Genomic DNA, 19,914 nt, shown 5'->3' with positions numbered 1-19,914 from the left:
GCGGGCTTCGCCGCCGCCTGAAGCGGGCTTCGCCGCCGCATCTCCCACTGCCCGCCGTTCCGTCTGCGGCGACCGGGCGGGGACCGGCCGGTGACCCTATACGCTGATAGGCGATCCCAGAAGCTTTCCAAGGACGGTCCAGACACGTGTTCGAGACGCTCTCCGACCGGTTGACGTCGGTCTTCTCGTCGCTGCGCAGCAAGGGCCGGCTCTCCGAGGCCGACATCAACGCGACGGCCCGCGAGATCCGCATCGCGCTGCTCGAGGCAGACGTCGCGCTGCCCGTGGTCAAGGACTTCATCGCGCAGGTCAAGGAGCGGGCCAGCGGCGCGGAGGTCTCGCAGGCGCTGAACCCGGCGCAGCAGGTCGTCAAGATCGTCAACGAGGAGCTCATCAACATCCTCGGCGGCGAGACCCGCCGGATCCGGTTCGCCAAGACGCCGCCGACCGTGATCATGCTCGCCGGCCTCCAGGGCGCGGGCAAGACCACCCTCGCCGGCAAGCTCGCCCGGTGGCTGAAGGCCGAGGGCCACACCCCGATGCTCGTCGCCGCCGACCTGCAGCGCCCGAACGCCGTCCAGCAGCTCCAGGTCGTCGGCGAGCGCGCCGGCGTGGCGGTCTTCGCGCCCGAGCCGGGCAGCGGCGTCGGCGACCCCGTCGACGTCGCGCGCCGCTCCATCGACCAGGCCCGCCACGCCCAGCACGACATCGTCGTCATCGACACCGCCGGCCGCCTCGGCATCGACGCCGAGATGATGCAGCAGGCCATCGACATCCGCGACGCCGTCAAGCCCGACGACGTGCTGTTCGTCGTCGACGCCATGGTCGGCCAGGACGCCGTCAACACCGCCCAGGCGTTCATGGACGGCGTCGGCTTCGACGGGGTCGTGCTCACCAAGCTCGACGGCGACGCCCGCGGCGGCGCCGCGCTGTCGGTCCGGCACATCACCGGCCGCCCGATCATGTTCGCCTCGACGGGCGAGAAGCTGGAGGACTTCAGCGTCTTCCACCCGGACCGGATGGCCGGCCGGATCCTCGACATGGGCGACATCCTCACCCTGATCGAGCAGGCCGAGCAGGCGTTCGACGCCGAGCAGGCCGAGCGGATGAGCACCAAGTTCGCCTCGGGCGAGGACTTCACCCTCGAGGACTTCCTCGAGCAGATGATGATGATCCGCAAGCTCGGCCCCATCGGCAACCTGCTCGGGATGATGCCCGGCATGGGGCAGGTCCGGGACCAGATCAGCCAGATCGACGACAAGGACCTGGACCGGATCGCCGCGATCATCCGCTCCATGACCCCGCAGGAGCGCGCCCAGCCGAAGATCATCAACGGCTCCCGGCGGGCCCGCATCGCCAAGGGCTCCGGCGTCGGCGTCGGCGAGGTCAACAGCCTCGTCACCCGCTTCTTCGACGCCCAGAAGATGATGCGGCAGATGGCCGGCGGCATGGGCCTGCCCGGCATGCCCGGAGGCCGCCGCAAGGCTGCCAAGGCCGCGAAGGCCGCCAAGAACAAGAAGGGCAAGCAGCGCAGCGGCGACCCGCGCAAGCGCGCCGGCGGCAACCGCCCTCAGGAGCAGCAGCCAGCGGCCGACGGCATGCCGAAGGGGCTGCCGCCCGGCCTCGGCGGCCCCGGCGCCCCCGGCGGCGGCCTGCCCCCGGGCCTCGGTGGCCAGTTGCCCCCCGGTTTCCAGATGCCGGACCTCGGCAAGCTCCAGAACCGCAAGAACAAGTGACCGCTCCCGGCGCACCGCCCTGACGGCGGTGCGCCGGCCAGCGAGCGCCCTCCCGCAAACCCCACGCGGCACAAGCCTCCGGCAACAGGCACCCCCGCGCCGCGGGTCCCGGGCCCGTCCAGCAGAAGGCCCCGCCCCGCCCCGCAGGCGAGAGAACTGTCCGGCGGGAACCCCCGCGCCGCGGGTCGCGGGTCCGTCCGGCGGAAGGCACAGCCTCGCCCTGCGGGCGACATGTCCGGCGGGGGCACCACCCCCCGCGCTGCTGGTCGCCGGCGCGTGGGGCGGAGGGCATCGCTTCGCGCCGCGGGCGTCACAACTGTCCGGCGGGAGCCCACCCCCGCGCTGCGGGTCGCGGGTCCGTCTAGTGGGAAGCACCGCCTTGCGCCGTGGGCGTTCTCCTGCGGACGTCCTCGGGCGGGCAACGCGACCGTCCGGTGGGGAGCGCCGCCTGCCTGGTGGGGCCTTCGAGGCGGCGCCGCACGGCAGGGCAACACGGCGTCCGTCGATTGCGCGTTCACGGCGACGATCTGGCAGAATGACAGGCTGGAAACCCGGACCCGCGAGGCGCCCTCTCTCGTCCTGCGCGGCCGGAGTCCATCGGGCGGCGGTGAGCCGGTGTTCCCCACCTGGCACGGGCCGCCCACCCTGTAATGAAGTCTGGAGTACACCACACCCGTGGCAGTCAAGATCAAGCTCAAGCGTCTGGGGAAGATCCGGAACCCGCAGTACCGGATCGTCGTCGCCGACGCCCGCACCAAGCGTGACGGGCGGGCCATCGAGGAGATCGGGCTCTACCAGCCCAAGCAGGAGCCGTCGCTCATCCAGATCGACTCCGAGCGCGCGCAGTACTGGCTCGGCGTCGGCGCGCAGCCGACCGAGCCCGTGCTCAACCTGCTGAAGATCACCGGCGACTGGCAGAAGTTCAAGGGCGAGCCCGGCGCCGAGGGCACCCTCAAGGTCGCCGAGCCCAAGGCCGACCGGAAGGCCGCCTTCGAGGCCGCCGTCAAGGAGTCGATGGGCGACGACGCCGCCGAGGCCACCGCCGCCCGCGGCAAGAAGAAGGCCGAGCCGAAGAAGTCCGAGGCGAAGGCCACCGAGACCGACGAAGCCAAGAGCGAGGGCTGACGTGCTCGAAGAAGCGCTCGAGCACCTGGTCCGCGGGATCGTGGAGAACCCGGACGACGTCCGGGTCCGCGCCCGCCGGATCAGGGGCGGCCGGGTCCTGGAGGTGCGCGTGCACCCCGAGGACCTCGGCAAGGTCATCGGCCGCAGCGGTCGTACCGCCAAGGCCCTGCGCACCGTCATCAGCGCCCTGTCCGGGGGCCGGTACGTGCGCGTGGACCTGCTCGACGTCAACGAGGTCCGCTGAGTGAGCCCCTGGCATCGCGCATGCCGGGGCACGCTCGCCCCGGCGGTGGCCGCCTCGGCCGCCGCCGGAAGCGGTTCGCCGGCGGGCCTCTCGCCCGCCGGCCCTCGCGGCCTCGCCCTCCGGGGGCGGGGCCGATGAGCGACCCGCTGGTCGTCGGGCGCATCGGCCGCCCGCACGGCATCCGCGGCGAGGTCACCGTCGACGTCCGCACCGACGACCCGGAAGGCCGGTTCGCCGCCGGCACCCGGATCGAGACCGATCCCGCGTCCATCGGCCCCCTCACCGTGGAACGGGCCCGGTGGCACTCGGGACGCCTGCTCCTGCGCTTCGCCGGAATCGACGACCGCGACGCCGCGGAGACCCTCCGCGGCACCTGGCTGGTCGTCGACTCCGGTGACATCCCCCCCTCCGCCGACCCCGACGAGTACCACGACCAGGAACTGATCGGGCTTGCCGTCGTCACCACCGGCGGCGCCGACGTCGGCGAGGTCGCCGGCGTCCTGCACCACGGCCAGGACCTGCTGGTCGTGCGCGGCCCCGACGGCGAGACCCTCGTCCCCTTCGTGGCCGCGCTCGTCCCCGAGGTCGACGTCGCCGGCGGCCGGCTCGTGATCGACCCGCCCCCCGGCCTGCTCGACGGATCATGAAACTCGACATCGTCACGATCTTCCCGGAGTACTTCGCGCCCCTGGAGATCTCCCTGCTCGGCAAGGCCCGCCGCACCGGGCTGCTCGACGTGCACGTGCACGACCTGCGCGGCTGGACCCACGACCGCCACCGCACCGTGGACGACACCCCCTACGGCGGCGGCCCCGGCATGGTCATGAAGCCCGAACCGTGGGGCGAGGCCCTCGACGCCCTCGCGCCGCCCGGCGCCGCCCCCCGCATGATCATCCCGACGCCCAGCGGCCGCCCGTTCACCCAGGCGCTCGCCGCCGAATACGCCGCCGAACCGTGGCTGCTGTTCGCCTGCGGCCGCTACGAGGGCATCGACTCCCGCGTCGCCGAGGAGGCCCGCACCCGGATGCCGGTGGACGAGGTCAGCCTCGGCGACTTCGTCCTCGCCGGCGGCGAGGTCGCCGTCCTGGTCATGGTCGAGGCGGTCGGACGCCTCCTGCCCGGCGTCCTCGGCAACGCCGACTCCGTCGCCGACGACTCCTTCGCCCCCGGCGCGATGGAGTCGCTGCTCGAAGGCCCCGTCTACACCAAGCCGCCGGTCTGGCGGGACCGCCCCGTCCCCGACGTCCTGCTGTCCGGCCACCACGGCGCGATCGCCCGCTGGCGCCGCGACGAGGCGCTGCGCCGCACCGCCCGGCACCGCCCCGAGCTGCTGCCCCGGCTCGCCGCCGGCGCCCTCGACGAGCATGATCGCCGGGTGCTGCGGGAGGCCGGTTTTCCGGTTGACGCCGAAGATATGGCAGACTAAAGCGTCCGTGCGCTCGTACGCGCGGTACGAAGACCACTCTCCGCGGCACGACGCCCCCACCGATGTCCCATGGGGCCTCTCGACGCCCGCGTTCGACCAAGAGGAACCGCTGCGATGCACACCCTGATCCAGGAGATCGAGAAGGCCGCCATGCGCGCCGACGTCCCGGACTTCCGTCCGGGCGACACGCTGAAGGTGCACGTGCGCGTCACCGAAGGCAACCGGAGCCGTATCCAGGTCTTCCAGGGCGTGGTGATCCGGCGGCAGGGCGGCGGCGCCCGCGAGACCTTCACCGTGCGGAAGGTCAGCTACAGCGTCGGCGTCGAGCGGACGTTCCCGCTCAACAGCCCCTCGATCGACAAGATCGAGATCGTGACCCGCGGTGACGTCCGCCGCGCCAAGCTGTACTACCTGCGCAACCTGCGCGGCAAGGCGGCGCGCATCAAGGAGAAGCGCGACTTCTGAGCCCGCTGATCGCCGACGCCCCGGGAACCCGCTGCGGTCTCCGGGGCGTTGCCCGTTTCGGGTGGATACGCGGTTGAGGTGCACGGCGACACGCCCAGCCGACCGGTGCTCGGGGCGGGTCGCCGCTAGGCTTTGTCCCTGATGACTGACGAGGACGATCGGAGAGACGTGCGTTCCGAAGCCGAGGGCGCGGTGCCCGATGAAGAGGAGACCGTGACCTCCGCCGAGGAGAAGACGGCCGACGCCTCCGACGGCCCCGCCGACGACGGGAAGGGCGGGAACGACGAGAAGGACTCCGCCGACGACGACGGCGAGAAGAAAAAGAAGAAGCCGGGCTCGTTCTGGAAGGAACTGCCCGTCCTGATCGTCGTCGCGGTCGTCCTGGCCCTCGTCATCAAGGCCTTCGCCGTCCAGGCGTTCTACATCCCGTCCGGCTCCATGGAGAACACCCTCCAGATCGGCGACCGGGTCCTCGTCAACAAGATCGTCTACCACACCCGCGACATCCACCGCGGCGACGTCGTCGTCTTCAACGGCCTCGACTCCTGGGACCCCGAGACCCACATCTCGAAGCCGACCAACCCGTTCTCGAAGGCGCTGCGCGCCGTCGGCACCGCCTTCGGCGTGGCGCCCAACGAGAAGGACTACATCAAGCGCGTCATCGGCGTCCCCGGCGACCACGTCCACTGCTGCGACGCCCAGGGCCGCGTCACCGTCAACGGCGTCCCCCTGAACGAGAAGTCCTACCTCTACACCGACCCGGTGACCCACGAGCAGAACAAGCCGTCCAACGAGCCGTTCGACGCCTACGTGAAGCCGGGTCAGCTCTGGGTCATGGGCGACCACCGGGAGCTCTCGTACGACTCCCGCTCCCACCGCGGCGACCCGGGCGGCGGCACCATCCCCACCGACCGCGTCATCGGCCGTGCCTTCGTGATCGTCTGGCCGCTGAACCGCATCGACACCCTGCCGATCCCCGACACCTTCAAGCAGGCCGGCTTCAAGACCGCCTCCATGGCGGCCCCCGCCACGCCCATGGCGCTGGGAGTCCTCGGCACCCTTCCGATCGCCTACCTGCGCCGCAGACGCCGACGCCCGTAGCCGCCGGCACGCGCCCCGACACGACGCTCGGCTGCACGGCGGCGACCTGCGGGGGCGTGCTCGCCTTGCCGGAAGCCGCGCTGGTGGCCCGTCCTGCGCCCCTTCGATCTCGGCGCGCCCGCAACCGCCTTGTGGCCGGTCACGGGAGCGGGGTGATCGGGGACATGCCCGGAACAGTGGCATTCGGTGAGCGGCGGGGTCTTCGGGCGACGTACGCTGCGGAGCATGAAGGGTCGTCCACTTCGCTTCACGCCGCGCCGTGACGCGGGGATGCACGCCTACGAGCGCGCCCTGGAGCACGCCGGGTTCAGTCCCGTGGCGGGCGTCGACGAGGCGGGCCGCGGGGCCTGCGCCGGCCCGCTGGTCGTCGGCGCCGTGATCCTCCAGGGCGGCCGGGGCCGGCGGATCGAGGGCCTCACCGATTCCAAGCTGCTGACGGCGGCGCGCCGCGAGGAACTGTACGCCGAGATCACCGCGCGGGCGCGCGCGTGGAGCGCGATCATCGTGCCCTGCCACGACATCGACAGGATCGGCCTGCACCGCTGCAACGTCACCGGCATGCGGCGGGCACTGGCGGCCCTGGACACCCGTCCCGCCTACGTCCTCAGCGACGGGTTCCCGGTGCCGGGCCTGGAGGCCCCGGGCCTGGCGATGATCAAGGGCGACCAGGTCGCCGCGTGCGTGGCCGCCGCCTCCATCGTCGCGAAGGTCACCCGAGACCGCATCATGGTGGATCTCCATGAGCGCTACCCCGAGTACGGCTTCGACGTTCACAAGGGATACGTGACGCGCGCGCACGGCGCGGCGCTGGCCGAGCACGGGCCCTGTCCGGAGCATCGGTTCTCCTACGTCAATGTCGGGCGTGCCTTGCGTAACAATGGGGAGATGGCCTTGGGGGAGGAGACCGAAGGGGAGGTCCCCGGCGAGGGCCGTACGGAAGGGGCACGGGCGTGAGCGCCGAGGATCTCGAGAAGTACGAGACCGAGATGGAGCTGCAGCTCTATCGCGAGTACCGCGACGTCGTCGGGCTTTTCACCTACGTCGTCGAGACCGAGCGGAGGTTCTACCTCACCAACTCGGTCGACCTGCAGGTGCGCGGCGCCGACAACGGCGAGACCTATTTCGAGGTCACGATGCAGGACGCCTGGGTCTGGGACATGTACCGCCCCGCACGTTTCGTCAAGAACGTGCGTGTCGTCACCTTCAAGGACGTCAACGTCGAGGAACTCGCGAAGAGCGACTTCGAACTTCCCTCCGATCAGTGACCCGCGCGCCCCACCCGCACGCCCCTGCTCCTCCGCGCATCCGCAGACCTCTCGGTGCGCAGGCGGCTCCAGGGGCGCCTCGATGGCCTTGGAAGGTAGGGCTCGGGCGCTGGGGGGCTTGTTCTGCTGTGAGGTTCGATTCCGTGCCGCCAGGGCCACCATCGACCCGCACGGGGCTCGGGGTGCTGTGCGGCTCGGGGTGCTCGGGGCTTGAGGTGCTGGGGGCTTGAGGCGCTGGGGGGTTCGGGACCAGGGGGCATGTCGTCTCCTTGGCGGAACGTGTGCGTCAGCGGGGGGATCTGGCGGACTTGGTGAGGCGCCAGCCGCTCGGAGCCCGCTCTATGAAGCCGGACGCCGCCAGCAGGCCGAGCTTGGCATTGATGGCGGCCAGGGGCATGCCCGCCTTCGCGGCCAGGGCCGCCGGGCCGGTCGCGCCCCGCGCCGGAAAGGCCTCCAGAACGGCGCGGGTGACCGGTTCCAGGCGGTCGCGGGGGAGCACGGGCGTCTGCGGAGGCGGCGCCAGGTCGACGCCCAGCCGCCCTACGGCCTCGATGATCTCCTCGGTGCGGCTCACGAGGACGGTGTCCTCCTGGCGGAGGAGCTGATGGCAGCCGACCGATGAGCGGGACGTGACCGGTCCCGGCATGGCCATCAGCACGCGCCCGAGCTTGCGGGCCCACGCCGCGGTGTTGAGGGCGCCGCTGCGGGCCTCCGCCTCGACGATCACCGAACCCCGGGAGAGTGCGGCGATCACCCGGTTGCGGACGAGGAAGCGCAGCCGGTGCGGATGGGTGCCGGGCGGCGACTCGCTCACCAGCAGGGATCGGCGTGCCATCTCCGCGAACAGGCCCTCGTTTGAGGCCGGGTAGGGCACGTCCACGCCGTTGGCCAGGACCGCGACCGTGCGGCCGTCGGCGGCCAGGGAGCCGCGGTGGGCGGCGGCGTCGATGCCGAGTGCTCCGCCGGAGACCACCGTCCAGCCGTCGTCGGCGAGTTCGGACGCGAAGTCGGAGGCCATCCGCTGCCCGTACGGGGACGAGGCGCGTGAGCCGACCATGGCGACCGATCTCAGGCAGGCGTGGCGCAGGTCCTCGGGGCCGCGGAGCCAGAGCGCGTAGGGCCGTTCACCGCCGAGGTCGTCGAGGGTGGTGGGCCATTCCGGCTCTCCGGGGCAGACCAGGCGGCCGCCGAACTGCGCGCAGACGGCCAGGTCGCGGTCGGGTTCGGCGGCGGCCAGGCGGATGCGCCAGTGCTCCAGCCGCTGGATCTCCTTCGGCGCGGTGGGGAAGTCGGCGGGGACGGCCCCGGAACGGATCACGTCGAGCGCCCCTTCGGCGCCGCAGCGGCCGACGATGCGGTTGAGGAACGCGTCGCCGGGTTCGGCGACGGCGGTGAGCGCGGCGCGGGCCGCCCGCTCCGGTGTCATGGCGATCGAGGTCATGACCGCCCCGCGTGCCAGAGCGCCAGGGCGCCGCCGATGTCGTCCGCGTCGGGCTCGTCGTGACCGGCGAGGTCGGCGATCGTCCACGCGACGCGCAGGACACGGTCGAGGCCGCGCGCGCTGAGCGTTCCGCGCTGCAGCGCCTCGTCCACCATCCGCATGGCCTCCGGGGCGGGCGTGAAGCGGCGCCGCAGCTCCGGCCCGGGGATCTCCGAGTTCGTCCGCCACGGGGTTCCGGTCAGGCGTTTCAGCGTCCGCTCCCTGGCGAGCATGACCCGGTCCGCCACCACCTTGCTCGCTTCGGCGAACTCCAGGTCGTAGCGGAGTTCGGCCCTGGTGGCGGGAGCCAGCTCCAGTTTGAGGTCGATGCGGTCGAGGAGCGGCCCAGTGACGCGGGTGCTGTACTTGCGGCGCACTCCGGGGGCGCAGGAGCAGTCGACCTGCTTGGCGGCGGCGCAGGGGCACGGGTTGGCCGCGAGGACGAGGGTGAAGCGGGCGGGGAACCGGGAGGTGCCCTCGGCCCGGCTGATGCGCACCTCGCCCTCTTCGAGGGGCTGGCGGAGGGCGTCGAGGGTCCCCGCCATGAATTCGGGCGCCTCGTCCAGGAACAGGATGCCCCTGTGGGCGAGCGAGACGGCGCCCGGTTGCAGCACGCGGCCCGATCCGCCGCCGACCATGGACGCCCGGCTGGCCGTGTGGTGCGGCGCGTGGAACGGGGGCTGGGTGATCAGGGGCTGCCCGGGAGGGAGCGTCCCCGCGACGGAGTGGATCGCGGTGACCTCCAGCGCGGAGTCGGGCTCCAGCGGCGGCATCAGCGTCGGCAGCCGTTGCGCCAGCATGGTCTTCCCGCAGCCCGGCGGCCCGGTGAAGTACAGGTGGTGCCCGCCGGCGGCGCTGATCTCCAGCGCCCGCCGCGCCTCCGCCTGGCCGCGGACGTCGGCCAGGTCGAGATCGGCCGGAACGTCGAGCCGCCGGATCGCCGACCCGTCGACCGCAACCGACGCGTCGTCGGGCTCCGCCTCCTCGATGGGCGGCGGTTCGTCCCGCAGGATGCAGAGCAGGCCGCGCAGCGTCGCCGCGGAGACCACCTCCACGCCCGGGACGAGCTCGGCCTCGGCGGCGTTCGCCCGCGGGACCACGACGGTGCGGCACCCGTAGTTGGCGGCGGCCAGGACCGCGGGCAGCACGCCGTGGATGGGCCGGAGCCGGCCGTCCAGGCCGAGTTCGCCGATCATCACCAGTCCGGCGCAGGACCGCGCCGGTACGACCTCCGCGGCGGCGAGCAGGGCCACGGCTATGGCGAGGTCGAAGATCGACCCCTTCTTGGGCATGCTCGCCGGGAACAGGGAGACGGTGACGTGCCGGTTGGGCCAGTCCTCGCCGGAGTTGAAGATCGCCGCGCGGACGCGGTCGCGGGCCTCGCTGAGCGCGGTGTCGGGCAGCCCGACCAGGTGCAGGCCGGGAACCCCGCTGGTGAGGGCGGCCTCGACGTCCACGACGAAGCCGTCCACCCCCACCAGGGACACCGAGCGGGTCTTGGCGAGCGTCATTCAGCACACCTCCTTCAGATGATCGATCGAGAAGCCGTCGCCCTTGACGACCAGGCCGAGCACGTCCACCCGGACCTGCGCGCCGCCGACGCCGTGCGCGGCGGCCCACCGCCAGGCCAGCCGCCGCAACCGGGAGGACTTGGCGGCCGTGATGGCCTCGAGCGGGTCGCCGTACAGGCCTGAGCGGCGGGTCTTCACCTCGCAGACGACGTGGGCGCGGCCGTCGTGCGCCACGATGTCGAGCTCGCCTTCCGGGCAGCGCCAGTTGCGGTCCAGCACCGTCCAGCCGAGCCCGGTCAGGTAGGCGGCCGCCGCGTCCTCGCCGCGCCGGCCCAGTTCGATGTGGGCGGTCAAGTGCCTCACCTCCGGCCTCCGACGCTGCCGGAGGCCGGCTCCGCACAGCATTAGAACCGGGTTCTGTGGATAACCGCGGTGACATTCGCGGCGATCCGGTGGAAAGCGGCGGTGGGTGCTTGCTCGGGGCCGCCCGGTGCCGCAGCGTGGCCTCGTGGATCTGAACGAGGCCGTGGACGAGTTCGGGCGGCACCTGCACGCGGAGCGCGGCGTCTCACCGCACACGCTGCGCGCCTACCTCGGCGACCTGGCGGACCTGTGCGCGTACGCGTCGGACGTCGGGGTGACGGACCCGGCGGGCCTGGACGTGTCGCTGCTGCGCGCCTGGCTCGCCCGCCAGCACGCCCTCGGGCGGGCGCGCGCCACGCTCGCCCGCCGGACGGCGGCGGTCCGGGCCTTCACCCACCACCTCCACCGGCGCGGGCTGCTGGAGAGCGATCCCGGCCTGCTGCTGGGCACGCCGAAGAAGCGCCGCGACCTCCCCGGTGTGCTCACCCAGGACGATGCGGCACGCCTTCTCGACACGCTGGACGCCGAAGGGCCGATGGGGTTGCGGGATCTGGCCGTGCTGGAGGTCCTCTACGGGACGGGTGTGCGCGTCAGTGAACTCTGCGGCCTCGACGTCGACGACCTGGACACCGGCCGCCGGACCATACGCGTTCTGGGCAAGGGGAACCGCGAGCGCACCGTCCCGGTGGGGGAACCGGCCGTCCGGGCCGTCGATGACTGGCTCAGGGCCGGACGCCCGGCCGTGGCGACCGAGGACAGCGGCCCGGCCCTCTTCCTCGGCGCTCGCGGAGGGCGCCTCCACCCCACCAGCGCCCGCCGCATCGTCCATTCACGGATCTCCGATGCCGGCACGATGCCCGACCTCAGCCCCCACGGACTCCGCCACACCGCTGCCACCCACCTGCTGGAGGGCGGCGCCGACCTCCGCAGCGTCCAGGAGATCCTCGGCCACGCGTCCCTGCAGACCACCCAGCTCTACACCCACGTCTCGGCCGAGCGGCTCAAGCAGGTCCACCGCCAAGCCCACCCACGCGCCGCCCGAGAGGACTAGGCGGCGCCTCCGCGGCTCTCTCCGGCTGTTCGGTGGGCTCCTAGGTGCGTTCCTGGCGGCGTTGAGGGACGCGGCGCAGGCGCCGCTCGTGGGCGAGGTCGATGACCCCGGGCGGCGGACGGCGGGAGCGGACGCGTGCGCGGGTGCGGCGCCAGGCGAAGGACAGCGAGTAGGCGAGGACCAGTCCCGTGACGGCCCCGCCGGTGGCCGTCGTCGCGTCGCGGAGCGTCATGCCCGGAGGGGTGGGCTGTTCGGACGGGGGATGCCGCTCGTGTTCCTTCGCCGGTGCCCTCCGTGGCGATGCCGCCTGCGGCGGTGCGGCCTGCGGCCACTGGGGGAGCAGCCGTACCTCCCGCCTGATCAGGCTCAGCGGGTCCAGGTAAACGCGACCCTTGCGCAGGCCCCAGTGCAGGCATGGCGTCGGACAGTGGAGAGGGGCGTCCTCCAGGACGCCGAGGCGGGCTCCCAGGGCCACCTGCAGCCCGGCCTTGACACTGGGCCGGACAGGCAGGTAGGTCGTGCGCAGCGGCCCGTGGTCGACGGCGACGACGCCCCGTCCCGCCAGGTGCCCGGCGTAGGAGACTCGTCCGGCTCCGGCGGCGTACACGGGCTCGCCGGGCCGTGCCGAAAGGTCGACCCCGCGGTGGCCAGGGCCCCACGGGACGGCGGGCGGGGAGAAAGCGCGCAGGACCCGTGGAGCGGGCGGCCCTAAGGGCCATCGCCAGGCGTTCACCCCCGGAGAGCACGCGGTGATCACGCAGGTGAGAAGCAGTGTGAGCAAGGTCATGCCTCGGAGCCTGCCGCCCCGCGAGCCCGGTCGTCGAGGAGGTGCGCCAACTGTGGATAACCGCCCGGTCCGTTGATTCACGGGGGCGTCCGGGCCCTGATAATCTGTATGTGTGCCCGGAAGGACACCGGCCAGGGCCAGGCCGTCGCCGATCCGCCGTCAGGCGGGGAGGTGGGAAGCCGCTCCCGTGAGCGGAGAGGTCACGGATCCGGGGAACGTTTCCGGATCACAGCCGCCAAGGGGCGTCCCGGCGGCTGATTTCACGCGTCCGCATGCCACCGAAGACATGGTGGGGCGCCGCCCCTCGGTCCGTCGCCACGGCGACGGTGGGGCGACGCCCGGGCGCAGGGCGACAACCAAATGCGGCCCGGAAGGGCCAGAGAAGGAGAACACGGGCAATGGCACCCGTCGTCACCATGCGGCAGCTCCTGGAGAGCGGCGTCCACTTCGGCCACCAGACCCGCCGGTGGAACCCGAAGATGAAGCGCTTCATCCTCACCGAGCGCAACGGCATCTACATCATCGACCTGCAGCAGTCGCTGTCCTACATCGACCGCGCCTTCGAGTTCGTCAAGGCCACGGTCGCGCACGGCGGCACGATCCTGTTCGTCGGCACCAAGAAGCAGGCTCAGGAGTCCATCGCCGAGCAGGCCACCCGCGTCGGCATGCCCTACGTCAACCAGCGCTGGCTGGGCGGCATGCTGACCAACTTCTCCACCGTCCACAAGCGGCTCACCCGGCTCAAGGAGCTGGAGGAGATCAACTACGACGACGTGGCCGGCTCCGGCATGACCAAGAAGGAGCTGCTCGGCCTGCGCCGCGAGAAGGACAAGCTGGAGCGCACCCTCGGCGGTATCCGCGACATGGCGAAGGTTCCGAGCGCCATCTGGATCGTGGACACCAAGAAGGAGCACATCGCGGTCAACGAGGCCAAGAAGCTCGGCATCCCGGTCGTGGCCATCCTCGACACCAACTGCGACCCCGACGAGGTCGACTACCCGGTCCCGGGCAACGACGACGCCATCCGCAGCGTCAGCCTGCTGACCCGCGTCGTCGCCGACTCGGTGGCCGACGGCCTCCTCGCGCGCGCGGGCGCCGCGTCCGGCGCCGACGAGAAGCCGGCCGAGGGCGCCGCCTCCGGTGCCGCCGAGCCGCTGGCCGAGTGGGAGCGCGACCTGCTGGAGAACAAGCAGGCCGAGGGTGAGGCCGCCGCCGCTCCGGCGGAGGCGGAGACCGCCGAGGCGCCGGCCGACGCCGCGCCGGCCGACGCCGCGCCGGCCGAGGCTGCGCCCGCCGACGCCGCGCCCGCCGACGCTGCGCCGGCCGAGGCCGCGCCGGCCGACGAGGCCGCGGCCGAGGCGCCCGCCGAGACTCCGGCGGAGGCCCCCGCCGAGGGCCAGCAGGCTTGATCCCCCGGTCCCGGCGGCGTCGTGACGACGCCGCCGGGACCGTCGCGGGTCCACGACCAACGACGAGAGAAGCGAAGAGAGCGATGGCCAACTTCACCGCCGCTGACGTCAAGCGGCTCCGCGACCTGACCGGCTCCGGCATGATGGCCGTAAAGAACGCCCTGACCGAGGCGGACGGCGACTTCGAGAAGGCCACGGAGCTGCTGCGCCTCAAGGGCGCCAAGGACGTCGGCAAGCGCGCCGAGCGCACCGCGGCCAACGGCCTGGTCGCCGAGCACTTCAACGGCTCGGGCGACGGCGCGCTGCTGGAGCTCAACTGCGAGACCGACTTCGTCGCCAAGAACGAGCAGTTCATCGAGCTGGCGAACCGGCTGGTCGAGTTCGCGGCGGGCAGCGGCGCGGCGGACGCGGCGTCCCTGCTCGGTGCCGAGATCGAGGCCGGCAAGACCGTCCAGGCCCTGATCGAGGAGAACAGCGCCAAGATCGGCGAGAAGCTGGAGCTGCGCCGCTTCGCCCACTTCCAGGGCGCCTACGTGGCCAGCTACCTGCACAAGTCCGACCCGTCCCTGCCGCCGACCACCGGCGTGCTGGTCGAGCTGGACAAGGAGAACGCCGAGGTCGCCAAGGACGTCGCGCAGCAGATCGCGGCGATGTCGCCCAAGTACCTCGACCGCGCCGAGATCCCCGCCGACGTGATCGAGAAGGAGCGGGCGCTCGCCGAGCAGCTCACCCGCGACGAGGGCAAGCCCGAGCAGGCCATCCCGAAGATCGTCGAGGGCCGAGTGAACGCCTACTTCCGCGACTTCGTGCTGCTCGAGCAGGCGTTCGTGAAGGACGGCAAGAAGACCATCGCGAAGGTCCTGGACGAGGCCGGCGTGAAGGTCGTGCGCTTCGCCCGGTTCAAGGTCGGGCAGGCGTAAGGGCACTCTGGAGACAGGGACCCGAGATTCAGCGACGCAACGAGGAGGCCGCCGACGTGCCGGAGAAGACGACCACCAGTGCGACGGCGGCCCCGTCGTCCGGGCAGCACGCGCCGCGCGCGGGCTGGAAGCGGGTGCTGCTGAAGCTCTCGGGCGAGGCGTTCGCAGGGCGCGATCCTCTGGGCATCGACCCGGAGGTCGTGCAGCACGTGGCGGAGGCCATCTCCGAGGCCGTGAAGGACGGCGTGCAGGTCGCGGTCGTGTGCGGCGGCGGCAACATGTTCCGCGGCGCGGTCATGGCCGAGCGCGGCATGGACCGCGGCCGCGCCGACTACATGGGGATGATCGGTACGGTCATCAACTGCCTGGCGCTGCAGGACTTCCTCGAGAAGCTCGGCCTCGACACCCGCGTGCAGACGGCCATCACCATGAGCCAGGTGGCCGAGCCGTACATCCCGCGGCGTGCCATCCGGCACCTGGAGAAGGGGCGGGTCGTCATCTTCGGTGCGGGGCTCGGGCAGCCGTTCTTCTCCACCGACACGACCGCCGCCCAGCGCGCGCTGGAGATCGGTGCCGAGGCGGTTCTGAAGGCCACTCAGGTCGACGGCGTCTACGACGCCGATCCTCGCAAGAGTCCAGAGGCGGTCAAGTTCGACCGTTTGGATTACGGTGAGGTTCTACAGCGGGGTCTGAAGGTCATGGACGCCACGGCCATCAGCCTCTGCATGGACAACGCGCTTCCCATCGTGGTCTTCGACCTCATGGGGCAGGGCAACATCGTCCGGGCCGTCCGGGGTGAGAAGATCGGCACGCTGGTCAGCCCGGCACAGGGCTGACCGCGGCCCGGAACGCGGTGCCAGGGCCGACCAGATGACATGGGAGTCACAGTGATCGACGAGACCCTCCTCGAAGCCGAGGAGAAGATGGAGAAGGCGGTCGCGGTCGCCAAGGAGGACTTCCAGGCCATCCGCACCGGCCGGGTCACCCCCGCCATGTTCAACAAGATCACCGCGGAGTACTACGGCACCCCGACGCCGGTCAACCAGCTGGCGTCGTTCACGCTGCCGGAGCCGCGGATGGTCATCGTGCAGGTGTTCGACAAGTCGTCCATGCAGGCGGTGGAGAGGGCGATCCGCGACAGTGACCTCGGCGTGAACCCCACCAACGACGGCAACGTCATCCGGGTGGTCTTCCCCGAGCTGTCGGAGGAGCGCCGCAAGGACTTCATCAAGGTCGCCGGCACCAAGGCCGAGGACAGCAAGATCTCCATCCGCAACATCCGGCGGCGCGCCAAGGACACCCTCGACAAGCTCGCCAAGGACGGTGAGGTCGGCGAGGACGAGGTGCGGCGTGCGGAGAAGGAGCTCGACGACACCACGCACAAGTACGTGGCGCAGATCGACGAGCTGCTCGAGCACAAGAAGGCCGAACTGCTCGAAGTCTGATGGGACTCGACGACGCCGGGGAGCCCACGGGCTCCCCGGATGAGCCGGAGGTCGACATGCCCGGCCCACCCCCGGGAGAAGCTCTGGACTCGCCCTCCGGCGAGGCGCCGGACGCCCCCGCAGGCCCCGCCGCCGAGGACGCGGCGCCCTCCGGTGCGACGTCCGTGACGGGCGCGCGCGCTGAATCCGGAGGGGATCCGCCACCGGACCCGCCCGGTGGCGGGCGCCAGAGCAAGACCGGCAGGAACCTGCCGATGGCCATCGGGGTGGGCGTCGCCCTCGGGGCACTGGTACTGCTGTCGCTCTACACGGTGAAGCCCATCTTCCTTGCCGTGATGGTGGTCTTCCTCTTCCTCGGTATGAGGGAGCTGACGGACGCCCTCAAGTCGCGCGGCATCCGGGTGCCGTTCATCCCGGTGGCGACGGGCATGGTGGCCACTCCGGTGGTCTCCTATGTGTGGGGGTCCACCGCGGTGGTCGCAGCGGTGTCCCTCACCGTGCTCAGCATGATGCTGATCCGGATGATGGAGGGCTCGGACGGCTACGTCCGGGACGTCACCGCCGGCTCGTTCGTCGCGGGATACCTGGTGCTGATGGGCGGGATCGTCGCGCTCCTGATGCGGCCCGGCGACGGCGACGACCGCACCGTCATCTTCATCGCGACGACGGTGGCCAGCGACATCGGCGGCTACTTCGCCGGAACGTTCCTCGGCAAGCACAAGCTCGCCCCCACGATCAGTCCGAAGAAGACGTGGGAGGGTGTCACCGGCTCCGCGATCACCTGCATGATCGTCGGCGGTTGGCTGGTGTGGTGGCTGTTGGACGGCGGGCAGCCCTGGCAGGGCGCGCTGGTCGGCCTCGCCGCCGTGGTGACCGCGACCGGCGGCGACCTCATCGAGTCGATGATCAAGCGGGATCTCGGCATCAAGGACATGGGCACGATGCTGCCGGGCCATGGCGGGGTGATGGACCGCCTCGACTCGCTGGTCGCGACGGCCCCCGTGGTGTGGCTGCTGCTGGAGCTGTTCATCCCCAGCTAGACCTCTCCGCGCCCCTGGGGGCGGCCGTTCTCCGGCTGAGAGGTTGGGCGTCTCCGGCCTAGGAGACGACCCAGGAGCGTCCCTGCTGCGCCAGGCGCCGGATGAGCGCGTCCGAGCCCTCGCTCTTGGCGTACCGGTGCTCCTCACCCGAGATGGGGACGAGCCACAGCCACCGGACGGGGTCGCCTTGCAAGGTCAGCCCGGTGAGGGCGGGCGCCTCCGGACCGGCCAGCCGCGAGGGGTCCTCCAGGAGGAGCACGCCTTCCCACGCGCTGTCGCCGCTTCCGAGGGGGAACGTGCGGGGCTCGTGGTACCACTTGACCACGTCCCCAGGGGCGAACCAGGTCACCGATCGCCACGGGTACTGGGCGAGCCACGGGAAGATGCTTCCCGCGCGCTGGCTGGGGAGCGTGCTCGCCACAGCGAGTTCTATGCGGGCGTACGGGGCGACGTCGTCCTCGTACAGCTCCACGGTGGGCATCCGCTGGCGGCTCATCCCGACCGTGCTGAGCACGGTGAAACCGCGGTCGCCCCGTGCGGGCCGCTCCGTCACGCCCACGGTGGGGGATGGGCTGACCTTGCCTCCCGCGAGTTGCCGTCCCACGTCGTGCCAGTAGTGGCCGCCTGGACCGAGCCGCTGCAGCAGGTGGCCTAGGACCGACTGCTGGAACTCCGCCCACGAGCCGTCGGCGCGGCACATCTTCCAGTGCTCGCGCGCGCGCTCGATACGGGGGCCGAACTCCGCGATCTCCTCTTCCATGGGGAAGGCGAACGGGCTCTGCTCCGTCGCGTCCCGCGCGTAGCCGGGGATGCCGCGGCCCATGTCCGACCATCCCGGGATCACGAACAGAGGGTCGCCCGCCTCCAGTACGGCGACACCGTCGCCCTCCTCGAACCACACCACTTCGAGGGCGGAGACGTCGATGGCCTCGCGTCCCTGCGGATGAGCGACATGGGATTCGGGGAGCAGCGGTGCGCCGCCCGCGTCGAGCCGCGGCCGGTCCAGCGACGACGGGGCCTTGCGGTGGTTGGCGACCCAGACGGCGCCGATCACCGAGTCCCGCGCGTCCCGCAGGTAGGCCGAGGTGACCTCGCCGTCGGACTCGACGACGAGCCTCCGGCTGCCGTACGGGCTGGCCTCGGCGTGGACGATCGTGGCGGAGGGGGTCCTGGGCGAAGCGGTGCCCCTGCGCAAAACCGACATGATCAGACCTTAGTCGCACAGAAGGTCGTGTGCAGCGATGTCGTGCCGGTCGCCGCAGGTCCTCGTCCGCGCGCAGGAAAAGCGCGCCCGCGCGCGGACGAGGCATCGGCAGGTGTTTGCGACACTGGAAGGACCATGTCTGCCACCACCGAGCCCGCCACCGCGGGCGCCGCGCCCAAGAAGACCCCGGCGAAGCTCGTCTTCGCCGCGCCGCGGCGCGGCAAGCCGCCGCGGCACCTGGCCGACCTCACGCAGGCCGAGCGCCGCGAGGCGGTCGCGGAGCTGGGCGAGAAGCCGTTCCGGGCCGACCAGCTGTCGCGGCACTACTTCGCCCGGCTCGTCGACGACCCGGCGAAGATGACCGACCTGCCGGCCGCCGTGCGCGACCGGCTGGTGTCCGAGCTGCTGCCCTCGCTGCTGACTCCGGTCCGCGAACTGGACTGCGACGGCGGCAGGACGCTGAAGACGGTCTGGAAGGCGTTCGACGGCGTCCTGTTCGAGTCGGTCCTGATGCGGTACCCCGACCGGGCCACGATGTGCGTCTCGTCCCAGGCGGGCTGCGGCATGAACTGCCCGTTCTGCGCCACGGGGCAGGCCGGGCTGACGCGTAACCTCTCCACGGCCGAGATAGTGGAGCAGGTCGCGGCGGGCGCGCGCGCGATGGCGCGTGGGCGCGTCCCGGGCGGCCCGGGCCGCGTCTCCAACATCGTCTTCATGGGCATGGGGGAGCCGCTCGCGAACTACAAGGCCGTCATCGGCGCGGTCCGCCGCATCACCGATCCGGCACCGGCCGGTCTGGGCATCTCCCAGCGTTCCGTCACCGTGTCCACTGTGGGCCTCGTACCGGCGATCGAGAAGCTGGCCGCCGAGGACATGTCCGTGCGGCTCGCGGTGTCCCTGCACGCCCCCGACGACGAGCTGCGCGACGACCTCGTCCCGATCAACAACCGGTGGAAGGTCGCCGAGGTCCTGGACGCCGCGTGGGCCTACGTCGAGCGCAGCGGGCGCCGCGTCTCGATCGAGTACGCCCTCATCAAGGACGTCAACGACCAGGCTTGGCGGGCCGATCTTCTCGGCAGGCTCTTGCGCGGCCACCTCGTACACGTCAATCTGATCCCGTTGAATCCGACGCCGGGGTCCAAGTGGACCGCCTCGCGGCCGGAGGACGAGCGCGAGTTCGTCCGCCGCCTGGAGGCCCACGGGGTTCCGGTCACGGTGCGCGACACTCGGGGCAGGGAGATCGACGGGGCCTGCGGACAGCTGGCCGCGGCGACCAAGGACTGAGCGCGTCGGCGGCGCCCCCCCGGGCCCCGCGGGCGCGGGGACGAGGGCTGAGGAGCAC

The 19,914-nt window shown here is 71.8% G+C and carries 21 protein-coding genes; 16 read left to right on the top strand and 5 right to left on the bottom strand.

Annotated features, from left to right (window positions below):
• The first annotated feature begins 146 nt into the window (after positions 1-146).
• The 9 genes from ffh to J4557_RS05730 all read left to right on the top strand — a co-directional run bounded on the left by ffh (position 147) and on the right by J4557_RS05730 (position 7,362).
• Positions 147-1,736, top strand: coding sequence for a signal recognition particle protein (gene ffh / locus J4557_RS05770; RefSeq protein ID WP_208265346.1), 1,590 nt, complete (start codon positions 147-149; stop codon positions 1,734-1,736).
• Positions 1,737-2,411: 675 nt separating this feature from the next.
• Positions 2,412-2,861: a 30S ribosomal protein S16 gene (rpsP, locus tag J4557_RS05765; protein ID WP_190859737.1), complete on the top strand. Its 450-nt coding sequence runs from the start codon at positions 2,412-2,414 to the stop codon at positions 2,859-2,861.
• Between the two features lies 1 nt (position 2,862).
• Positions 2,863-3,105 carry an RNA-binding protein gene (locus J4557_RS05760; RefSeq protein ID WP_021598307.1) on the top strand — a complete coding sequence of 81 codons (243 nt, stop codon included), beginning with the start codon at positions 2,863-2,865 and terminating at the stop codon, positions 3,103-3,105.
• A 134-nt stretch (positions 3,106-3,239) separates the two neighbouring features.
• Positions 3,240-3,752 (top strand): ribosome maturation factor RimM, encoded by a 513-nt coding sequence (gene rimM, locus J4557_RS05755; protein ID WP_208265344.1) that lies wholly within the window; start codon positions 3,240-3,242, stop codon positions 3,750-3,752.
• Positions 3,749-4,531, top strand: coding sequence for a tRNA (guanosine(37)-N1)-methyltransferase TrmD (trmD, locus tag J4557_RS05750; protein ID WP_208265342.1), 783 nt, complete (start codon positions 3,749-3,751; stop codon positions 4,529-4,531). The genes rimM and trmD overlap by 4 nt, the downstream gene beginning before the upstream one ends.
• A 114-nt stretch (positions 4,532-4,645) precedes the next feature.
• Entirely contained in the window at positions 4,646-4,996 is a 351-nt protein-coding gene (gene rplS / locus J4557_RS05745; protein WP_151591224.1) for a 50S ribosomal protein L19, read from the top strand.
• A gap of 168 nt (positions 4,997-5,164) precedes the next feature.
• On the top strand, positions 5,165-6,097 hold the full coding sequence (lepB, locus tag J4557_RS05740) for a signal peptidase I (protein ID WP_307799446.1): 933 nt from the start codon (positions 5,165-5,167) through the stop codon (positions 6,095-6,097).
• A 225-nt stretch (positions 6,098-6,322) separates the two neighbouring features.
• A complete protein-coding gene (locus J4557_RS05735; RefSeq protein ID WP_208265338.1) occupies positions 6,323-7,051 on the top strand; it encodes a ribonuclease HII in 729 nt (242 codons plus the stop codon).
• Entirely contained in the window at positions 7,048-7,362 is a 315-nt protein-coding gene (locus J4557_RS05730; RefSeq protein WP_151539670.1) for a DUF2469 domain-containing protein, read from the top strand. The genes J4557_RS05735 and J4557_RS05730 overlap by 4 nt, the downstream gene beginning before the upstream one ends.
• Positions 7,363-7,648: 286 nt before the next feature.
• Here the strand turns inward: J4557_RS05730 and dprA are convergent, their stop codons facing one another.
• From dprA to J4557_RS05715, 3 genes are read right to left on the bottom strand one after another with little or no spacing between them, the layout of a single operon-like run.
• Positions 7,649-8,803 carry a DNA-processing protein DprA gene (gene dprA, locus J4557_RS05725; protein ID WP_243775318.1) on the bottom strand — a complete coding sequence of 385 codons (1,155 nt, stop codon included), beginning with the start codon at positions 8,801-8,803 and terminating at the stop codon, positions 7,649-7,651.
• Positions 8,800-10,353 carry a YifB family Mg chelatase-like AAA ATPase gene (locus tag J4557_RS05720; RefSeq protein ID WP_208265336.1) on the bottom strand — a complete coding sequence of 518 codons (1,554 nt, stop codon included), beginning with the start codon at positions 10,351-10,353 and terminating at the stop codon, positions 8,800-8,802. The genes dprA and J4557_RS05720 overlap by 4 nt, the downstream gene beginning before the upstream one ends.
• Positions 10,354-10,707, bottom strand: coding sequence for a YraN family protein (locus J4557_RS05715; protein ID WP_243775317.1), 354 nt, complete (start codon positions 10,705-10,707; stop codon positions 10,354-10,356).
• Positions 10,708-10,861: 154 nt separating this feature from the next.
• Here J4557_RS05715 and J4557_RS05710 point away from each other — a divergent pair, with 154 nt between their 5' ends.
• Complete coding sequence (locus J4557_RS05710) at positions 10,862-11,767, top strand: tyrosine recombinase XerC (RefSeq protein WP_307799443.1); 906 nt, start codon at positions 10,862-10,864, stop codon at positions 11,765-11,767.
• Between the two features lie 40 nt (positions 11,768-11,807).
• Here the strand turns inward: J4557_RS05710 and J4557_RS05705 are convergent, their stop codons facing one another.
• Complete coding sequence (locus tag J4557_RS05705; RefSeq protein ID WP_208265330.1) at positions 11,808-12,554, bottom strand: murein hydrolase activator EnvC family protein; 747 nt, start codon at positions 12,552-12,554, stop codon at positions 11,808-11,810.
• A gap of 398 nt (positions 12,555-12,952) precedes the next feature.
• On the opposite strand from J4557_RS05705, the gene rpsB reads away from it, so the two are divergent.
• The 5 genes from rpsB to J4557_RS05680 all read left to right on the top strand — a co-directional run bounded on the left by rpsB (position 12,953) and on the right by J4557_RS05680 (position 17,368).
• Entirely contained in the window at positions 12,953-13,963 is a 1,011-nt protein-coding gene (rpsB, locus tag J4557_RS05700; RefSeq protein WP_208265328.1) for a 30S ribosomal protein S2, read from the top strand.
• Between the two features lie 83 nt (positions 13,964-14,046).
• Positions 14,047-14,883 carry a translation elongation factor Ts gene (gene tsf, locus J4557_RS05695; protein ID WP_208265327.1) on the top strand — a complete coding sequence of 279 codons (837 nt, stop codon included), beginning with the start codon at positions 14,047-14,049 and terminating at the stop codon, positions 14,881-14,883.
• Between the two features lie 134 nt (positions 14,884-15,017).
• Positions 15,018-15,719: a UMP kinase gene (gene pyrH / locus J4557_RS05690; RefSeq protein WP_307799442.1), complete on the top strand. Its 702-nt coding sequence runs from the start codon at positions 15,018-15,020 to the stop codon at positions 15,717-15,719.
• A 51-nt stretch (positions 15,720-15,770) separates the two neighbouring features.
• Positions 15,771-16,328: a ribosome recycling factor gene (gene frr, locus J4557_RS05685; protein ID WP_208265325.1), complete on the top strand. Its 558-nt coding sequence runs from the start codon at positions 15,771-15,773 to the stop codon at positions 16,326-16,328.
• Between the two features lie 254 nt (positions 16,329-16,582).
• Entirely contained in the window at positions 16,583-17,368 is a 786-nt protein-coding gene (locus tag J4557_RS05680) for a phosphatidate cytidylyltransferase (protein WP_208265324.1), read from the top strand.
• A 58-nt stretch (positions 17,369-17,426) separates the two neighbouring features.
• Here J4557_RS05680 and J4557_RS05675 read toward each other — a convergent pair whose 3' ends face one another.
• Positions 17,427-18,572 (bottom strand): suppressor of fused domain protein, encoded by a 1,146-nt coding sequence (locus J4557_RS05675; RefSeq protein ID WP_208265322.1) that lies wholly within the window; start codon positions 18,570-18,572, stop codon positions 17,427-17,429.
• Positions 18,573-18,707: 135 nt separating this feature from the next.
• Between J4557_RS05675 and rlmN the strand changes: the two genes are divergently transcribed.
• Complete coding sequence (rlmN, locus tag J4557_RS05670; protein ID WP_208265320.1) at positions 18,708-19,856, top strand: dual-specificity RNA methyltransferase RlmN; 1,149 nt, start codon at positions 18,708-18,710, stop codon at positions 19,854-19,856.
• The last annotated feature ends 58 nt before the right edge of the window (positions 19,857-19,914 follow it).

Source organism: Actinomadura nitritigenes (assembly GCF_017573545.1).
In the GTDB taxonomy this organism is placed as follows: domain Bacteria; phylum Actinomycetota; class Actinomycetes; order Streptosporangiales; family Streptosporangiaceae; genus Spirillospora; species Spirillospora nitritigenes.
This window is presented reverse-complemented; position numbering and strand designations above follow the sequence as displayed.

What these genes read in the sequence shown, in the direction of transcription:
- rimM (WP_208265344.1), top strand. Translation starts at nt 3,240, where the DNA reads ATGAGCGACCCGCTGGTCGTCGGGCGCATCGGCCGCCCGCACGGCATC.
- J4557_RS05675 (WP_208265322.1), bottom strand. Translation starts at nt 18,572, where the DNA reads ATGTCGGTTTTGCGCAGGGGCACCGCTTCGCCCAGGACCCCCTCCGCC.
- J4557_RS05680 (WP_208265324.1), top strand. Translation starts at nt 16,583, where the DNA reads ATGGCCATCGGGGTGGGCGTCGCCCTCGGGGCACTGGTACTGCTGTCG.
- rlmN (WP_208265320.1), top strand. Translation starts at nt 18,708, where the DNA reads ATGTCTGCCACCACCGAGCCCGCCACCGCGGGCGCCGCGCCCAAGAAG.
- tsf (WP_208265327.1), top strand. Translation starts at nt 14,047, where the DNA reads ATGGCCAACTTCACCGCCGCTGACGTCAAGCGGCTCCGCGACCTGACC.
- rpsB (WP_208265328.1), top strand. Translation starts at nt 12,953, where the DNA reads ATGGCACCCGTCGTCACCATGCGGCAGCTCCTGGAGAGCGGCGTCCAC.
- J4557_RS05705 (WP_208265330.1), bottom strand. Translation starts at nt 12,554, where the DNA reads ATGACCTTGCTCACACTGCTTCTCACCTGCGTGATCACCGCGTGCTCT.
- J4557_RS05720 (WP_208265336.1), bottom strand. Translation starts at nt 10,353, where the DNA reads ATGACGCTCGCCAAGACCCGCTCGGTGTCCCTGGTGGGGGTGGACGGC.
- rplS (WP_151591224.1), top strand. Translation starts at nt 4,646, where the DNA reads ATGCACACCCTGATCCAGGAGATCGAGAAGGCCGCCATGCGCGCCGAC.
- trmD (WP_208265342.1), top strand. Translation starts at nt 3,749, where the DNA reads ATGAAACTCGACATCGTCACGATCTTCCCGGAGTACTTCGCGCCCCTG.
- dprA (WP_243775318.1), bottom strand. Translation starts at nt 8,803, where the DNA reads ATGACCTCGATCGCCATGACACCGGAGCGGGCGGCCCGCGCCGCGCTC.
- J4557_RS05735 (WP_208265338.1), top strand. Translation starts at nt 6,323, where the DNA reads ATGAAGGGTCGTCCACTTCGCTTCACGCCGCGCCGTGACGCGGGGATG.